Source organism: Nonomuraea sp. NPDC003707 (assembly GCF_053587055.1).
Map to the genome: position 1 here is coordinate 185,942 of NZ_JBSFNK010000018.1, position 15,903 is coordinate 201,844.

Annotated in this window: 14 protein-coding genes; 9 read left to right on the top strand and 5 right to left on the bottom strand. The window is 69.7% G+C overall.

The genetic code is table 11. The features are described 5' to 3' along the window. Positions 1 to 167: 167 nt before the first annotated feature. Positions 168 to 1,277: a MalY/PatB family protein gene (locus ACWDRB_RS38355; protein WP_449902218.1), complete on the bottom strand. Its 1,110-nt coding sequence runs from the start codon at positions 1,275 to 1,277 to the stop codon at positions 168 to 170. 65 nt (positions 1,278 to 1,342) lie between these two features. On the opposite strand from ACWDRB_RS38355, the gene ACWDRB_RS38360 reads away from it, so the two are divergent. Continuing rightward, positions 1,343 to 2,188 (top strand): aminoglycoside adenylyltransferase domain-containing protein, encoded by an 846-nt coding sequence (locus ACWDRB_RS38360; protein WP_449902220.1) that lies wholly within the window; start codon positions 1,343 to 1,345, stop codon positions 2,186 to 2,188. 543 nt (positions 2,189 to 2,731) lie between these two features. Here the strand turns inward: ACWDRB_RS38360 and lexA are convergent. Beyond that, on the bottom strand, positions 2,732 to 3,439 hold the full coding sequence (lexA, locus tag ACWDRB_RS38365; RefSeq protein WP_221520107.1) for a transcriptional repressor LexA: 708 nt from the start codon (positions 3,437 to 3,439) through the stop codon (positions 2,732 to 2,734). 1,021 nt (positions 3,440 to 4,460) lie between these two features. On the opposite strand from lexA, the gene ACWDRB_RS38370 reads away from it, so the two are divergent. From ACWDRB_RS38370 to ACWDRB_RS38385, 4 genes are all read left to right on the top strand, one after another. After that, positions 4,461 to 4,733, top strand: a complete 273-nt coding sequence (locus ACWDRB_RS38370) for a hypothetical protein (RefSeq protein WP_449902225.1) — start codon at positions 4,461 to 4,463, stop codon at positions 4,731 to 4,733. Beyond that, complete coding sequence (locus ACWDRB_RS38375; protein ID WP_449902228.1) at positions 4,724 to 5,035, top strand: LysM peptidoglycan-binding domain-containing protein; 312 nt, start codon at positions 4,724 to 4,726, stop codon at positions 5,033 to 5,035. The genes ACWDRB_RS38370 and ACWDRB_RS38375 overlap by 10 nt, the downstream gene beginning before the upstream one ends. A gap of 965 nt (positions 5,036 to 6,000) precedes the next feature. Further along, complete coding sequence (nrdR, locus tag ACWDRB_RS38380; protein WP_185078046.1) at positions 6,001 to 6,456, top strand: transcriptional regulator NrdR; 456 nt, start codon at positions 6,001 to 6,003, stop codon at positions 6,454 to 6,456. Then, positions 6,453 to 9,293, top strand: coding sequence for a vitamin B12-dependent ribonucleotide reductase (locus tag ACWDRB_RS38385; RefSeq protein ID WP_449902231.1), 2,841 nt, complete (start codon positions 6,453 to 6,455; stop codon positions 9,291 to 9,293). Before nrdR ends, ACWDRB_RS38385 begins: the two co-directional genes overlap by 4 nt. Positions 9,294 to 9,538: 245 nt before the next feature. On the opposite strand, the gene ACWDRB_RS38390 is transcribed toward ACWDRB_RS38385, so the two are convergent. After that, positions 9,539 to 10,357, bottom strand: coding sequence for a glycerophosphodiester phosphodiesterase (locus ACWDRB_RS38390; protein WP_397364921.1), 819 nt, complete (start codon positions 10,355 to 10,357; stop codon positions 9,539 to 9,541). 158 nt (positions 10,358 to 10,515) lie between these two features. Here ACWDRB_RS38390 and ACWDRB_RS38395 point away from each other — a divergent pair, with 158 nt between their 5' ends. After that, complete coding sequence (locus ACWDRB_RS38395) at positions 10,516 to 11,925, top strand: MFS transporter (protein ID WP_449902234.1); 1,410 nt, start codon at positions 10,516 to 10,518, stop codon at positions 11,923 to 11,925. On the opposite strand, the gene ACWDRB_RS38400 is transcribed toward ACWDRB_RS38395, so the two are convergent. Further along, positions 11,876 to 12,340 carry a PPOX class F420-dependent oxidoreductase gene (locus ACWDRB_RS38400; RefSeq protein WP_449902236.1) on the bottom strand — a complete coding sequence of 155 codons (465 nt, stop codon included), beginning with the start codon at positions 12,338 to 12,340 and terminating at the stop codon, positions 11,876 to 11,878. The two genes, ACWDRB_RS38395 and ACWDRB_RS38400, sit on opposite strands and share 50 nt — an antisense overlap. 113 nt (positions 12,341 to 12,453) lie before the next feature. On the opposite strand from ACWDRB_RS38400, the gene ACWDRB_RS38405 reads away from it, so the two are divergent. The 3 genes from ACWDRB_RS38405 to ACWDRB_RS38415 are packed head-to-tail and all read left to right on the top strand — an operon-like array spanning position 12,454 to position 15,465. After that, positions 12,454 to 13,665: an amidohydrolase gene (locus tag ACWDRB_RS38405; protein ID WP_350739210.1), complete on the top strand. Its 1,212-nt coding sequence runs from the start codon at positions 12,454 to 12,456 to the stop codon at positions 13,663 to 13,665. Between the two features lie 57 nt (positions 13,666 to 13,722). Then, positions 13,723 to 14,796, top strand: a complete 1,074-nt coding sequence (locus ACWDRB_RS38410) for a PrsW family intramembrane metalloprotease (protein WP_449902238.1) — start codon at positions 13,723 to 13,725, stop codon at positions 14,794 to 14,796. A 48-nt stretch (positions 14,797 to 14,844) separates the two neighbouring features. Then, positions 14,845 to 15,465, top strand: coding sequence for a pyridoxamine 5'-phosphate oxidase family protein (locus ACWDRB_RS38415; protein ID WP_350739204.1), 621 nt, complete (start codon positions 14,845 to 14,847; stop codon positions 15,463 to 15,465). 53 nt (positions 15,466 to 15,518) lie between these two features. On the opposite strand, the gene ACWDRB_RS38420 is transcribed toward ACWDRB_RS38415, so the two are convergent. After that, the gene (locus ACWDRB_RS38420; protein WP_350739201.1) at positions 15,519 to 15,686 is read right to left on the bottom strand and encodes a hypothetical protein; all 168 of its coding nucleotides are present in this window, start codon (positions 15,684 to 15,686) and stop codon (positions 15,519 to 15,521) included. Between the last annotated feature and the right edge of the window lie 217 nt (positions 15,687 to 15,903).

A 15,903-nucleotide genomic window follows, 5' to 3' on the forward strand; every position in this document is an offset into this window, starting at 1 on the left:
GCGCCGCCAACGCCGCGCCACCTCGTGCGCCGCGCCATTCGCGCGCCCAGTGGGACGGGCGCCTGCCTGGCGCCCCGTCGTCTGGTGCGCGGGTCCATCACCACCCAGCCGGGCGGCGTGGCAGGAGTGTCGTGGGGATCCCGCCACGCCCCTTGGGAAAACCAGGGTCAGGGCATCTGGGTCAGCCGGTCGAGGATCTCGGCCAGGATCGCCTCCGTGGTGGCGAAGTTCAGCCGGACGTAATGCTCGCCGCCAGGCCCGAAGACCGCGCCGTCGATCAGCCGCACCCTGGCCTCCCGCTCGTACACCTCCGCCATTCCCGGCCGCCCCATGTTCAGCCACGCCAGGTACGTGGCCTGCGGAACCCGATAGCCGACCGACGCCGGCAGCCGGGAGGCGATGATGCGGCGGTTGCGGTCCAGCAGGGCGCGGGTCGACTCCAGCCAGGCGTCCCCGTGCCGCCACGCCGCCACGGTGGCCTCCACGCCGAAGAGGTTCGCCGAGCCGTACACGAAGGGCGGCTGCGCCTCCAGGGCCTTGCGGACGCCCGCGTGTCCCAGGTGGGCCACCGAGCAGCGGATGCCGCCCAGGTTGAACGCCTTCGTGGCGGACGTGAGCGTGACGGTGCGTTCGGGGAGGATCGTGGCGAACGGGATGTGCTGGTGCGGCTCGAACGTGAGGTCCGCGTGGATCTCGTCCGCGATGACCAGCAGGTCGTGGCGTTCGACGTGCTCGGCCAGCTTCGTCAGCTCCTCGCGGGTGAACGAGCGGCCGGTCGGGTTGTGCGGGTTGACCAGCAGGAGCACCCGGCAGCCCGACAGGTCGGGCACCTCGAAGCGCCACGCGTCCCCGTCGGGCTCCAACTGGATCGGATGAAGGGGCCGTTCCATGACCTTCAGCGTCTCCAGGAACGGATGGTAGGCCGGGGTGTGCAACGCGACCCCGTCGCCCGGCCGGGTCCAGACCTGGAGGAGGACCTGGAGCGCCTGGTTGAGGTCGTTGAACGAGCGTACGAGCGAGGGGTCGGCCTGCCAGCCGTACCGGTTCGCCATGCGTTCGGCGAACGCCTCGGCCAGCGGCCCGGCTGAGGGCAGTTCGAGCCAGGTCGGGTAGCCCAGATCGCCGGCGGCCCGCCGCCGCAGTGCCTCGATCACCTCGGGAGCGGTGGACAGGTCCATGTCGGCGACCCAGGCGGGGATGACGCCCGGCGGGACTTCTGACCACTTGATGCCATCGTGGGATGTCTTGAGGTCTTCAGGGGTATATGCCTCATTCACGCGGCAATTCTAGGATTATTGATTGTGATGAGGTGGCGAGGCCGCTTATGGGAGGCTGGACGGCGATGATGTCTAACCCCAAGGTCGATGCCATTGTCGAGACCTACCTGTCGGTGGCCGACGCGGAGGCTCCCGGGCTCGTGGAGGGTCTCTATCTGGAGGGCTCGGCGGCGCTGGGCGACTACCGGCCCGGCGCGAGCGACGTGGACTTCGTCGCGGTGACGGCCTCGGAGGCGCCGTTCGGGGTGGTGGAGCGCATTCACGCCCGGTTGGGCGCGTACCCGTTCGAGGGCTGCTACCTCACGTGGGACGACCTCGGCCGGGACCCCGCCGAGCTGGGGACACGTCCCCGGGCACACGCGGGGAAGATCAACCCACGGGGCGGCCTCAACCCGGTCACCTGGCACACGCTGGCCCAGAACGGCCTGACCTGCCGCGGCCCCAAGCCGGACGAGCTCGATATCTGGCACGATCCAGCCGCCCTCGCGGCCTGGACCGACGGCAACCTCGACCGGTACTGGCGCCGCCTGGTGGCCAGGGCCTCCCACCTGGCCTCGCCCTGGGGGCTGGCCTGTCTCGGCGGCTACAACACGGTCTGGGTCGTCACGGGCGTCGCCCGGCTCCACTACACGCTGGCGACCGGCGAGATCACCTCCAAGTCGAGGGCCGGGCAGTACGCGTTGGCGGTGTTCCCCGAGCGCTGGCACCGCGTGGTGAACGAGGCGCTACGCCTGCGCGAGGAGGACGAGACCGCGCTGCCGACGCTCTCGGGCGCGGTCAGCGGGCTGAGCGAGCACTTCGGCACCCCCCGCAAGTCCCTGTACGGCTCGCCGTTCGAACGGCGGCGCGACGTGCTCGCCTTCGCCGACCAGGCGATCATGGCCGCGCACGAGCTGTACGCGGCCCGTTAGAAGCCCCCAGACCTTCAGTCGGTGCCGCACGCGGGCCGCGACTCGAGGGTCGAGCAGAACGACGGGTCGAGCGCCTTCAAGGGCAGCGTGAGCTTCGTGCAGGAGTGAGCGGGCCGGTGCGGCGACGTCCGGGTACTGCGGGTGTGGCGAAGGATGGGGTGGCGGCGAAACGGGGCGACGACGAGACCGAGACCGAGTTCTGCGCGAGTGCCCGATAGCCGGGTGGCGAGACGGTGCGATGCTGAGACCGAGTTTGGTGCCAATGTCCGATGGCGGGGTGGCGATACGGTGCGATGTCGGCGTTGGGTGGCCTTGAGCGCCGCGACCGACAACATGGGACTGGATGGCGCTCCCCGGACGGCTCAGCTCCCAGGGGCATGGCGTCCCTCGCCGGTCCGGATGTCCGGTGACGGGGCTTCGGCCCGAGGGCGAGGTGGAGTTGGAGCCGTACGTACCCCATGAACAGGTGTGTTTCGGCGCGCGCCGGAACGCGGCGCGAGCGGTTGGACGCGCGCCCGAGACCCTTTCGGGCCCTGACCGCTGCTAGAGGCGGCGCAGGACCGCCACGACCTTGCCCAGGACGCTGGCCTCGTCGCCGGGGATGGGCTCGTAGTTGGGGTTGTGGGGGACGAGCCAGACATGGCCGTCCTTGCGCTTGAAGGTCTTGACGGTGGCCTCACCCTCGATCATGGCGGCCACGATGTCGCCGCTCTCCGCCACGGGCTGCTGGCGGACGACCACCCAGTCGCCGTCGGCGATGGCGGCCTCGATCATCGAGTCACCGGCGACCTGCAGGAGGAACAGGGTGCCCTCGCCGACGAGCTGCTTGGGCAGCGCGAAGACGTCTTCCACGCTCTCCTCGGCCAGGATCGGACCACCGGCGGCGATGCGGCCGACGAGCGGGACATAGGCGGCCGTGGGGCGGTTGATCGTGGGCTCTTCGTCGGTCGCGTCAGGGTCCACCCACAGCACGGGCTCGCCCGGGAGGCGCACTTCGAGCGCGCGCGGCCGGTGCGGGTCGCGACGCAGGTAACCCTTGCGCTGAAGCGCCGTCAACTGGTGCGACACGCTCGACGTGCTGGTCAGCTGGACCGCCTCGCCGATCTCGCGCATGGAGGGCGGATAGCCGCGCTGCTGCACCGAGTCGCGGATGACTTCAAGGATCTTGCGCTGCCTGGGCGTCAGGCCCAGAGAGTCGCGCCGGCGCACCGCGAGGTCGCTGACCCCGTTTGCGCCATCCTGCTCGCTCATGCTCTTCCTCCTCGCCTGGCGGCCCGCCTCACCGGCGCACCTCCCGGTCTGTGGTCCCAATGTCGCACACAGCGACCGTATCGCTGTTGAAGATCATCTTCAAACAATTGTTCGAGTCTTCCTCGAAATTGTCGCCAGCGTGGTGTACAACATCGTACGGGAGTTCGATCGACACCGTGTTCGATTTGCTGATCTTTATTTGGCCTTTTCCTCGGGCCGCACGGCAGGAGGTCAACCATGCGAACGCCCACAAATACCGACACGACCAGCCAAGACGCCAAACGACTCACACTCATCGCCGACGCCACGCAGGGTAACGATCGACGGGGAGACAATACGCGGACTGAGGCCGGTTCCCGCGGGAATTCGGGGAAGAGGTTGGGGCCCCGCACGGCTCATGGTGGAAGGCCCCATTTGCGATTGGTGCCGCCGCCGCGTCCGGGTTCCGACGCGGACGCCACCGTACCGCCGGGCAGGGGAGGAGCCCGTGCGGACGAGGGCGACGAAACGGCGGCCGGCCGGAGATCCGGCGCAGACAGAGACCAACGGCGCTCGGGCGGGGGTGCCGACGCTGGGCGGGGGACGAGGGTGAACGATCGGGGCGCACGTGCCCCTGCGGGCGACGCGCGGTCGCGGGCGCGCGGACCAGGAAACTCCGGGACGAGAGAAGCGGGAGGCGCCGTCGGCCCTCGAGGTGGCGTCCAGTCCGCCGAGGGTGGCACGCGCGGCAGTCGGCGCCCCGCGCAGATCGCGGGGAGAGACGTGGACGGTGCTCGGGGTGCTGGGGGAGAGGTTCTGGGTCTCGGGGGTGGTGTCCGGGGCTCCGGGGAAGGCGTTCGCGGTGCCCGGGGCCTGGCCCGGAGCACTGGGGAAGGCGCGCGCAGTCCCCGGGGTCCCGCCCGGAGAGCCGTGGGAAAGGCCCTTGGCTCCAGGGGTGGCGTCCGGAAAGCCGTGGGAAAGATCCTTGGCCCCAGGGGCGGCATCCGAAGCGCTGGGGGAAAGGACTTCGGTCCCGGGGGTGATGGCCGAGGTGCTGGAAAGGGCGCTCGCGGCGGTCGTCGTGCCGCCCAGGGTGCTGGGGGAGGCGTTCGTGGTGCTCGGAGTGGGGGTGTCCGGGGTGCCGGCGGGGATGACCGGGCTGCGCGGGGAGGCGTCGTCCGGGCCGGCCGATCTCGGCGTGGCACAGGTGGCGGGCGGTGGGGATCTCGCCGGTGGGGCCGTCGGGTGGCGAGGTGGCGCGCGCGGCGGGCGTTGGCGCGCGTGCGTCGGCGGTCCGCTCCGCCGTTGCGGCTGACCCGGCGCGGGCGGGTCGTGCTGGTGGTCGCCGTGGCGTTGCTGTCGCTCGGCGGGTTCTGGCTCGGTACGCGTGCGGTGGGGCAGGCGGCGGTGCAGGTCGTCGTGACCGGCCATGCGGGGTTGCCGTGGGTGGAGGTGCGCGAGGGTGACACGCTCTGGGCCATCGGGGAGGCGCTCTCCCAGGGGGACGATCCCGGCCCTGTGGTGGAGGAGATCAAGCGCCTCAACGGCCTGTCCGACTCCCCCATTCGCCCGGGCACCCGCCTGTACGTCCCGAGCAACACCGCCGCCTTACACTGACCGCCCAACCCGCGGGTGCGTCCGGCCCGCCGGTCCGCCCGAGCTGTGAGTTCGCTCGGCTCGCAAGTCAGCCCAGGCCACCAGCTCGGCCGGCCCGCCGGTCCGCCGAGGCTGCCGGTCCGCCCGGGCCGCAACCCCGCTTCGGGCTGTGAGTCTGCGCGGGCTGCGAGTCCGCTGGGGCCGCCAGGCTGCTCGAACCGTGAGTACGCTCGGGCCGCTGGTCCGCTCGGGTTGTCAGCGCGCTCGGCCTGGGAGTCTGCTGGGGTCGCCAGTCCGCTCGGACGGTGATTGCGATCGAGGCGCTGGTCTACTTGAGTTGCGAGTCCGCTCGAACCCGCGAGTACGTCCGGGCTGCGAGTACGTCCGGGCCGCGAGTCCGTGCGGACCACGAGGCCACGCGTGGGAGCGCGCGTCGGCAGGCTGCTCGGGTGTGACTGGCCGGCGGTGTGTCGCATGGGGTGCGGAGTTGCCTGGAGGCAGGGGTCGGGTCGGGTCGTGGGACCGGTCGCCCGTGGGGCTGTCGGCGGGTCGTGGGTCCGGTCGCCCGTGGGGCCGTTGGCGTTGCGAGGCTGTCCGGTTGTGAGGTGGTTCGGGGGGTGCGGTGGTGGGGCTGGTGGGGGAAGGTTTGGGGGTTGGGTACCGTTGTGAGGTTTGTTCACGAAGGGGCGCGTAAGCAACTCGTGTGACGCCTCCAGCAGCACAAAGATCACCTCGACGGGCGACACGCCCAAGCTCCGCCGGTGACGGCGGGCTGATCAGCGACTTCGGTTCGATGGGCTTGCTCAACTTGCGTTCATGGTCGCTCGCTTCTACGGTTGGACCACAACATCTAGTAGTTACACCGATGTAGTTCACCACACCTTGTGTTTTATGTACCGCTCCATGGCTAGCCGTGGAGCGTGCGCGAGCGTCCCTCGACGGCGGTTTCGCGGCGTGTGGTGGCCGCAGGTCTGGGAGGCGAAAGCGTGCACTGTCCGTTCTGTCGCCACCCTGACACGAGGGTCATCGACAGCCGCTCCACGGATGACGGCGCGGCCATCAGGCGGCGCCGCACCTGTCCCGAGTGCGGGCGCAGGTTCACCACGCAGGAGACCGTACTGCTGATGGTGAGCAAGCGCAGCGGAGTGACAGAGCCGTTCTCGAGGGACAAGGTCGTCGCGGGCGTGCGGCGGGCCTGTCAGGGCAGACCGGTGGGCGAGGATTCGCTGGCGCAGCTCGGGCAGCGGGTGGAGGAGGCCATCAGGGCCAAGGGCGCGGCCGAGATCCCCTCCAACGAGGTGGGGTTGGCCATCCTGGGCCCGTTGCGGGACCTCGACGAGGTGGCCTACCTGCGGTTCGCATCGGTATATCGCGGTTTCGAGAGCCTGGCGGACTTCGAGGCCGAGATCTCACAGTTGAAGGCGGAGAAGGGGGAGTCATGACGGAGACGGCCAGCGGTTCAGTCGCGCGCGGGGGGAAGCGTCCGCGTAAGGGGCTGAAGATGAAGCGGATCTTCACCAAGCCCGGCGTGCACCCGTATGACGAGATCCAGTGGGAGCGCCGCGACGTCGTCATGACGAACTGGCGCGACGGCTCGATCAATTTTGAGCAGCGGGGCGTCGAGTTTCCCGAGTTCTGGTCGGTCAACGCGGCCAACATCGTGACGACCAAGTACTTCCGCGGCGCCGTGGGCACTCCGCAGCGCGAGTGGAGTCTGAAGCAGCTGATCGACCGGGTCGTCGGCGTCTACACCAAGACGGGGATCGAGCACGGCTACTTCGCCAGTGACGAGGACGCCGAGATCTTCGATCACGAGCTCAAGCACGCGCTGGCGCACCAGGTGTTCGCGTTCAACTCGCCGGTCTGGTTCAACGTGGGCACCAAGTCGCCCCAGCAGGTGAGCGCCTGCTTCATCCTCTCGGTGGACGACCAGATGGAGTCGATCCTCGAGTGGTACAAGGAAGAGGGTGTGATCTTCAAGGGCGGCTCGGGCTCGGGTGTCAACCTGTCCCGCATCCGTTCCTCGAAGGAGCTGCTGTCGAGCGGCGGCACGGCCAGCGGCCCGGTGAGCTTCATGCGCGGCGCGGACGCGTCCGCGGGGACGATCAAGTCCGGCGGCGCCACCCGCCGGGCGGCCAAGATGGTCGTGCTCGACGTCGATCACCCCGACATCGAGGAGTTCATCGAGACCAAGGCGCGCGAAGAGGACAAGGTCCGCGCGCTGCGTGACGCCGGTTTCGACATGGACCTGGGTGGCAAGGACATCGTCTCCGTCCAGTACCAGAACGCCAACAACTCCGTGCGCGTCTCCGACGAGTTCATGCGCGCGGTGGACAAGGGCGAGAAGTTCGGCCTTCGTGCCCGCCTGACCGGCGAGGTCATCGAGACGGTCGACGCCCGGGAGCTCTTCCGCAAGATGGCCAAGGCCGCCTGGGAGTGCGCCGACCCGGGCGTGCAGTACGACGACACGATCAACAACTGGCACACCGCCCCCGAGACGGGGCGGATCACGGCCAGCAACCCGTGCTCCGAGTACGTCCACCTGGACAACTCCTCCTGCAACCTGGCCAGCATCAACCTGCTGAAGTTCCTGAAGGACGACAACACCTTCGACGTCCCCAACTTCGTCAAGCTGACCGAGCTGATCATCACCGCGATGGACATCTCGATCACGTTCGCGGACTTCCCGACCGAGAAGATCGGCGAGACCTCGCGGGCGTACCGTCAGCTCGGCATCGGCTACGCCAACCTCGGCGCGCTGCTCATGGCGACGGGCCACGCCTACGACTCCGACGGCGGCCGCGCCGTGGCGGGGGCGATCACGTCGCTGATGACCGGCGTGTCCTACCGCCGCAGCGCCGAGCTGGCCGCGGTGGTCGGCCCGTACGACGGATATGCCCGGAACGCCGAGCCGCACAAGCGCGTCATGCGCAAGCACGCGGCGGCCAACGACGACCTGCGCACCGTCGGCTCCATGGACGCGAAGATCCACTCCGAGGCGTCCCGCCAGTGGTCGGAGTGCCTCAAGCTCGGCGAGAAGAACGGCTACCGCAACGCCCAGGCCAGCCTGCTGGCCCCCACGGGCACCATCGGCCTGATGATGGACTGCGACACCACCGGCATCGAGCCGGACCTGGCGCTGGTCAAGTTCAAGAAGCTCGTCGGCGGCGGCTCCATGCAGATCGTCAACCAGACGATCCCGCGGGCGCTCAAGCAGCTCGGCTACCAGCAGGAGCAGATCGAGGCCATCGTCGAGTACATCGGCGAGCACAGCCACGTCGTCGACGCGCCCGGCCTGCGCCAGGAGCACTATGAGGTGTTCGACTGCGCGATGGGCGAGCGGGCGATCGCGCCGATGGGCCACGTGCGCATGATGGCGGCCACGCAGCCGTTCCTGTCGGGGGCCATCTCCAAGACGGTCAACCTGCCCGAGTCGGCCACGATCGACGACATCGAGCAGGTCTACCAGGAGGGCTGGAAGCTGGGGCTCAAGGCCCTGGCCGTCTACCGCGACAACTGCAAGGTCGGCCAGCCGCTGTCGGCCGGCAACGGCGCCAAGAAGGACGAGGCCGCCAAGAAGGACGAAGCTGCCAAGGCGGAGCCCGAGGTCAAGGTCATCGAGGTCAACCGGCCGACCCGGCGGCGCATGCCCAACCAGCGGCCGAGCATGACCACCCGCTTCACGGTGGGCGGTGCCAAGGGCTACATGACCGCTTCGTCCTACCCTGACGACGGGCTCGGCGAGGTCTTCCTCAAGATGTCCAAGCAGGGCTCGACGCTGGCGGGCGTCATGGACGCCTTCTCCGTCGCGATCTCCATCGGCCTGCAGTACGGCGTGCCGCTCGAGACGTACATGAGCAAGTTCGTCAACATGCGGTTCGAGCCGGCCGGGATGACGGACGACCCGGACATCCGGATGGCGACGTCGGTGATGGACTACATCTTCCGCCGCCTGGCCCTCGACCACCTGCCCTACGACGAGCGGGCGGCCCTGGGCATCTTCTCGGCGGCCGAGCGCGCCGCGCAGCAGCGCGGCGAGGACCCGGCGGCGCTGCAGGAGACGGTGGACCGCGAGGCGCTGGCCCAGTCGGCGCCCATCGAGGAGAAGCCGAAGGCGGAGGTCGCCGAGCAGTCGCCGGCGGTCAAGGAGCTGACGCTGGAGAGCCACCAGCGCTTCACGGCCGACGCGCCGCTCTGCATGACCTGCGGCACCAAGATGCGGCCGGCGGGGAGCTGCTACGTCTGTGAGGGCTGCGGCTCCACCAGCGGCTGCAGCTAGTCGCGAGATCGGTTGACCGGGGCGGGGGCGAGCGGATTCGGCTCGCCTCCGCCCCGTCGTCTCGGGGGTGGATCCCGGCGCGGGTCCTCCCGAGGGAATTCGGCTCGCCACCTGAGCGTGGGGAGAGCCTGTGTGCTGGGCGTGAGGGAGGCCGGTCGATGACCGGGCCAAGTGTCTCAGTGGGGGACCGCTTCACAGGGGTGGATGCGGTCCTGGTAGCGCTCGCGCAGGCCGTGCTCGCCGTCTCAGTCGCTCAGTAGCTCGTCCAGGACGTCCGGCTTGTTGGTGATGATGCCGTCCACCTGGTAGTCCAGCATCCGCCGCATGGTGTCCGGGTTGTCCACCGTCCAGGCGAGCACCTGCATGCCGAGGGCGTGCACGCGCCGTACGTACGAGGCCGACAACGAGGTGTACGGCGGGTTGATCTGGTCGGCGAACTTGGCCAGCCCCGGCAGGTCGGCGCTGGACGGCGTGCCGAGCAGCCCGATCGGCACGTCGGGCAGCAGGCGGTGGAAGGTCCGCATCGACGCCCAGCTGAACGACTGCACCACCAGCCGCCCCTCCGCCAGCCAGCCGGGATGGCGGCGCAGCTCGGCGGCCACGCGGGCCTCGATGCCGGGGTAGAGCTCCGGAGCCTTGATCTCCAGCAGCAGGTCCAGCCCCGAGCCGCTCATCTCGCTGAGCGTCTCGTCGAGCGTGGGCACCCGCTCGTCCTCGTACTCGTCGGAGAACCACGAGCCGGCGTCCAGCTTGCGGATCTGGTCGAGCGTGAGATCTCCGACGCGCCACGGCGCATGACCGGGGAAGACCCGCTCGACGTCGGTGGTGCGGGCCAGGGTCGTGTCGTGCATCAGGACCAGTTCGTGGTCCTTGGTCTCCTGGACGTCGAGCTCGAACACGTCGGCCCGCTGCTTGTCGGCCAGCTCGAAGGCGGCGATGGTGTTCTCGGGCGCGTACGCGGAGGCGCCCCGGTGCGCGACGTTGACGACGGCGGTGGCCGCCTCGGCAGGGGTCGTCAGGAGGGTGGACGAGATCGCGATCATGACGGCGAGTCGCCTGAACATGGGTCTCCTCGGGTGGGGAGAGACAGTCGACTCGACGGTGACAAGATCTCATGACTGCAGGTTGATGGCAGAGTAACGGCCCGGTGCCCGACCGATGAGCATTCGACACGCGACCCCCGTGCCGGAGGAGCGAATCATGGAGTTCTAGCCTGAATGTCGTGAAGCATGGTGGGATGCTGGCCGTACTCCTGGCGGCCTGGTTCATGGCCCAGTTCGACTTCTTCGTGGTCAACGTGGCCGCTCCCTCTATCGAACGCGACCTGCACGCGGGCCCGGCCGCCCTCGAGCTGATCGTGGGCGGGTACGCCTTCACCTACGCGGCCGGCATGATCACCGGAGGCCGGCTCGGCGACCGCTACGGTTACCGGCGGCTGTTCATCTGGGGCGTTGTCGCGTTCACGATCGCGTCCGTGCTGTGCGGGATGGCTGTGAACCCGGTCCAGCTCGTGGCCGCCCGCCTGCTCCAGGGCCTGGCGGGCGCGGCGATGGTGCCGCAGGTGCTGGCCACGATCTCCGCGGCCTACTCGCCGTCGGAGCGGGCGCACGCCCTCGGCTGGTACGGCGTCGCGGGCGGCCTGGGCTCGATCGCGGGCCAGGTGCTCGGCGGCCTGCTGCTGACCGCCGACACGCTGGGGCTCGGCTGGCGGGTCATCTTCCTGATCAACCTGCCCGTCGGCCTGATCGTGGTGCCGCTGGCCATCTGGCTGCTGCCCGAGGTCGAGACCGCCCGGCGGGCCAGGCTCGACGTGCCGGGCGCGGCGGGCCTGGCCGTCGGGCTGGCTCTGGTGCTGGTGCCGCTCGGTCTGGGTAACAGCCTGGGCTGGCCCGTCTGGTCGTGGATCAGCATGGGGGCCGCGGTGCCCGTGTTCGTGCTGACCTGGTGGTGGCAGCAGGCGCTCGGGGCGCGCGGCGGGCAGCCGGTGCTCGACCTGGCGCTGCTCAAGGTCCACTCCTACCTGGCGGGTGTGGGCTCGATTGTCGCGTTCATGGCGTACTTCGCCTCGTTCATGTTCACGCTGACGCTGCTGCTGCAGGGCGGGCTGGGGCTGACGGCCTTCCAGGCGGGGCTGGCGTTCGCGCCGATGGGGGTGCTGTTCTCGGTCACGTCGATCCTGGGGACGCGACTGGTCAGAAGGTACGGGCTGATCGTCGTCGTGATCGGCGGCGTGATCATCGGGCTCGGACTGGCCCTGATGGTGGTCGGGGCCGGGCTGGGCCTGCCGTACATCATGGCCGCGCTCATGCTCGTCGGCACGGGCAACGGGCTGGTCCTGCCGCAGCTCATCGGCGCGGCGCTGGTGGAGGTCGCCCCGCACCAGGCCGGCATCGGGTCGGGCATCCTCAGCACGGCGCAGCAGTTCGCGGGCGCGGGCGGCGTGGCGGTGATCGGCGCGGTCTTCTTCGCGGCGGCGGAAGGGGGGCACCACGTCACTGCCATGCGCTGGTCGGCGGGCATCGACCTGGGGCTCGTCCTCGTCGTGATCGCGTCGGTGGCCTACAACCGCCACCGCGCCGTCGTCACGAAACGGGCAGCGCGGTCCCGTACAAACGCGAGACGCGGATCCTGATCACCAGCCGCCGGTCCTCGACCATCTGCCGCAGGAAGGCGTACGGGTCGTCCATGTGCTGCTGCATGGCGAGGAGCTCCATGCCCACCTCGTCGCCCGGCTCGGCGCTCACCGGCGACAGCTCCGCCTGGCCCTCGGCGACGGCGTAGGACCAGAAGTCGTCGCTGGCCACGTAGAGGGCGCAGCGCGGGTCCTTGTGGAGCTGGCGGACCTTGAGCCGGTCGGCGATCGTGGAGATCCGCACCACGCGCTGGTCGGGGTCCCAGGTGTACAGGACGGTGGACAGGTGAGGGTGGCCGCTGCTCTTGTTCGTCGCCAGCGCGCCGAAGCGCTGCCCGGCCAGCAGCTGCGAGAGCTCCTCGTCGGCGAGGGACTGGGGGGCCGGGCCCGCGCCTGGCCCGTACGTTTGCGACATGCATCCTCTCCCTCGTGCAAATCCTGAAATGTCAGCCTATCCCCATGTCGCCTGGCCCTGGAGGACCCAGTGTGCACGGGCTCGGCGACCCGCCCACCGGTAGGTTACGAGTCATGAATTTTGCTATTACCAGCGGATACGTTGTGCCGATCGACGGCGACCCCATCGACGGCGGCACCGTACTCGTCCAGGACGGGAAGATCACCGCCGTCGGCCGGGACGTGGCCGTGCCCGAGGGGACCCCCGTCGTGGACGCCGCCGGCGGCTGGGTGCTGCCCGGCTTCGTCGAGGCCCACGGGCACCTCGGCGTGTACGAGGAGGCCGAGGGCTGGGCCGGTCAGGACACCAACGAGATGACCGACCCGAACGGCGCCCGCCTGCGCGCCCTCGACGCCATCAACCCCGCCGACCTGGCCTTCGCCGACGCGCTGTCCGGCGGCGTGACGACCGCGGTGATCAAGCCGGGCTCCGGCAACCCGATCGGCGGCCAGACGGTCGCGATCAAGTGCTGGGGCAGGTCCGTGGACGAGATGCTGGTCAAGGAGCCGGCCAGCGTCAAGAGCGCGCTAGGTGAGAACCCCAAGCGCGTGTACGGCGACCAGAAGAAGCTGCCGTCCACCCGGCAGGGCGTGGCCGCCGTGATCCGGGACGCGTTCATGAAGGCGCAGGACTACAAGGCCAGGCGGGCGGCGGCCGCCGACGAGGGCAAGCCGTTCGACCGGGACGGCACGCTGGAGATCCTGGTCCGCGTGCTGGACGGCGAGCTGCCCTGGTGCCAGCACACGCACCGGGCCGACGACATCTCCACCGCGCTCAGGCTGGCGGACGAGTTCGGCTACCGGCTGATCATCAACCACGGCACCGACGGCCACCTGCTGGCCGACACCCTGGCCGACCGGGACGTCCCCGTCATCATCGGCCCCCTCTTCACCAGCCGGTCGAAGGTCGAGCTGCGCCGGCGCTCGCTGCGCAACCCGGGCATCCTGGCCCGGGCGGGCGTGCGGCTGGCCATCACCACCGACCATCCCGTCGTGCCGATCCACTTCCTCGTCCACCAGGCCACGCTGGCGGTCAAGGAGGGCCTGGACCCGGCCGAGGCGCTGCGCTCGATCACCCTGAACCCGGCCCGGATCATGGGGATCGACGACCGGGTGGGCGCGCTCCGACCCGGGCTCGACGGCGACGTCGTGATCTGGTCGGGGGACCCGCTGGACGTCATGAGCCGGGCGCTGCGGGTGTTCGTCTCCGGCCGGGAGGTGTACACCTACGCCGACGGCGAGGCCGTCGTGGCGGATCCGTACTACCGCGAATCAAGTGACCGTTAAGCGGCTGTAGATGCGGGCCGAGCATAGTGGTCGGACCAGCGAAAGGGAGGCACCACGATGCCAGTCCAGCGTCCCAGCAAGGCCCTCTTGATCGGCCTGGTCGTCTCCAGCGCCCTGGCGTTGATCGTGCTGACCGTCATGCTGCTGTCGGGCGGGCCCGTGGGATTCGGGCTGTCCGCGCTGCTGGGCGTGGCGCCGCTGCCGGTGCTGCTGGCGGCCGTGCTCTCGCTCGACAGGCTGGAGCCCGAGCCGAAGCTGAACCTGGCGTTCGCCTTCGCGTGGGGCGCTGGGGTGGCGATCGTGCTGGGCGTCGCGCTGTCGTTCGTGGGGGAGGCGCTGTTCACCAGGGCCGGGTTCGGCGAGGCGGTCGTCGACGACGTGGGCACCGTCCTGCTGGCCCCCGTGATCGAGGAGGCGCTCAAGGGCTCGGCGCTGCTGCTGCTCCTGCGCAGGCGGCAGGAGATCGACGGGCTGACCGACGGCATCGTGTACGCCTCCATGGCCGGCCTGGGCTTCGCGGCCGTGGAGAACGTCGGCTACTACCTGCTCGCGTACAACGAGGACGGGGCCGGCGGGGCGCTGCAACTGTTCGTGATCAGGGGCCTCATCGACCCGCTCGGCCACCCCATCTACACCTCCATGATCGGCCTCGGTGTCGCCTACGCCCTGACCAGGCGCACCGCGGCCAGGTTCGCCGCGATCCCGCTCGGCTACCTGGGCGCGGTCTTCCTGCACGGCCTCTGGAACGGCTCCGCCACCACGGGCTCCCTGGCCTGGGTGGCCGCCGCGTACCTCGTGATCATGGGGGCGCTCATCCTGCTGATCACCGTGACCGTCATCGAACGCCGTCAGCTCGTCACCAGGATGGGCGTCTACCTGCCCGGTTACCAGCAGACCGGGCTGATCACGGAGGCCGACGTCAGGATGCTCAGCACGCTGTCCGGCCGCAAGGCGGCCCGCAAGTGGGCCAGGGGCGCCGGGCTCGGCCGGGCCATGGGCGACTACCAGCAGGCGGCGACCGAGCTGACCATGCTGCACCTGCGGGCCGAGCGCCAGGGCATGGACCCGGTCCGCTTCGCCGTGGAACGCGACGCGCACCTGGGCATGATGGCGAACGCCCGCCGCTGGTGACCCGGACGCTCCCTGGCAAAATGGGGTGAACCCTCGAAGGGAGAGCAGATGAGCTGGGTGGAGATCGGGTCCGAGACTGAGCTACGCGAATTGCTCGGCGAGGTCATGCCGAGGGCGGCGACCAAGGAGCGCGTACGGCTGCACGAGCGTGACCGGGAGTGGCTGGCGGCCTCCCCGTTCTGCCTGATCGCCACGTCGGACGACGCGGGCGCCTGCGACGTCTCGCCCAAGGGTGACCCCGCCGGGTTCGTTCACGTCATCGACGACACCACGATCGCCATCCCGGACCGGCCGGGCAACCGCAGGGCCGACGGATTCCTCAACGTCCTGACGAACCCGCACGTCGGGCTCATCTTCCTGATCCCCGGCCGCAACGAGACCCTGCGCATCAACGGCCGGGCCAGGCTCATCCGCGAGGCCCCGTTCTTCGACGAGATGATCGTGAAGGGCCACCGCCCGCACCTCGCGCTCGTGGTGGAGATCGAGCAGATCTTCTTCCACTGCGCCAAGGCGTTCCTGCGCTCCTCGCTGTGGAAGCCGGACAGCTGGGAGCCCGAGGTCCTGCCCTCCCACGCGCGGCTCGTCAAGGACGTGCAGAAAGTGGAGGAAAGCCTCGAACAGCTCGAGAGCTACTACGGCAAGACCTACGCCGAGCGCCTCTACGGCTGACCTCGGAGCCCGCCGCTCGGCCCCGGGCCGGGCGGCGGTGCTTTCAAGGCGTTTCAGGCGGCGGAGGTCGGACCGCCCGGGAAACGGATGACGTTGCGGCCGCTGTAGGCCCGCAGGTCGATCACCTTGGGATCGGCGGGCTGCTTGCGGCGGTCGGCCGAAGGAATCTCGCGGACCTTGTGCCTGGCGATGTGTGGCGGCACCACCACAAGCCTCTTCATCGTGAGCCCCCCGTGATGACTTTGTTACCTAGTTATCTACCGAAGGACCGATAAATACGGCGTAAAGAGAGCACGTCAGTAGGGGAGTGTGCGGCCCGCCGGGGTCCGCAGGTCCAGCTCCAGAGCCGGCTTCGTGGGCCGCTTGGTCGTCGACTTCGTGACTCTGACGCGTTTCATGGCCTCCCCCTTCGGAAGCGCGTGTCCGCGCCGCCGGCCG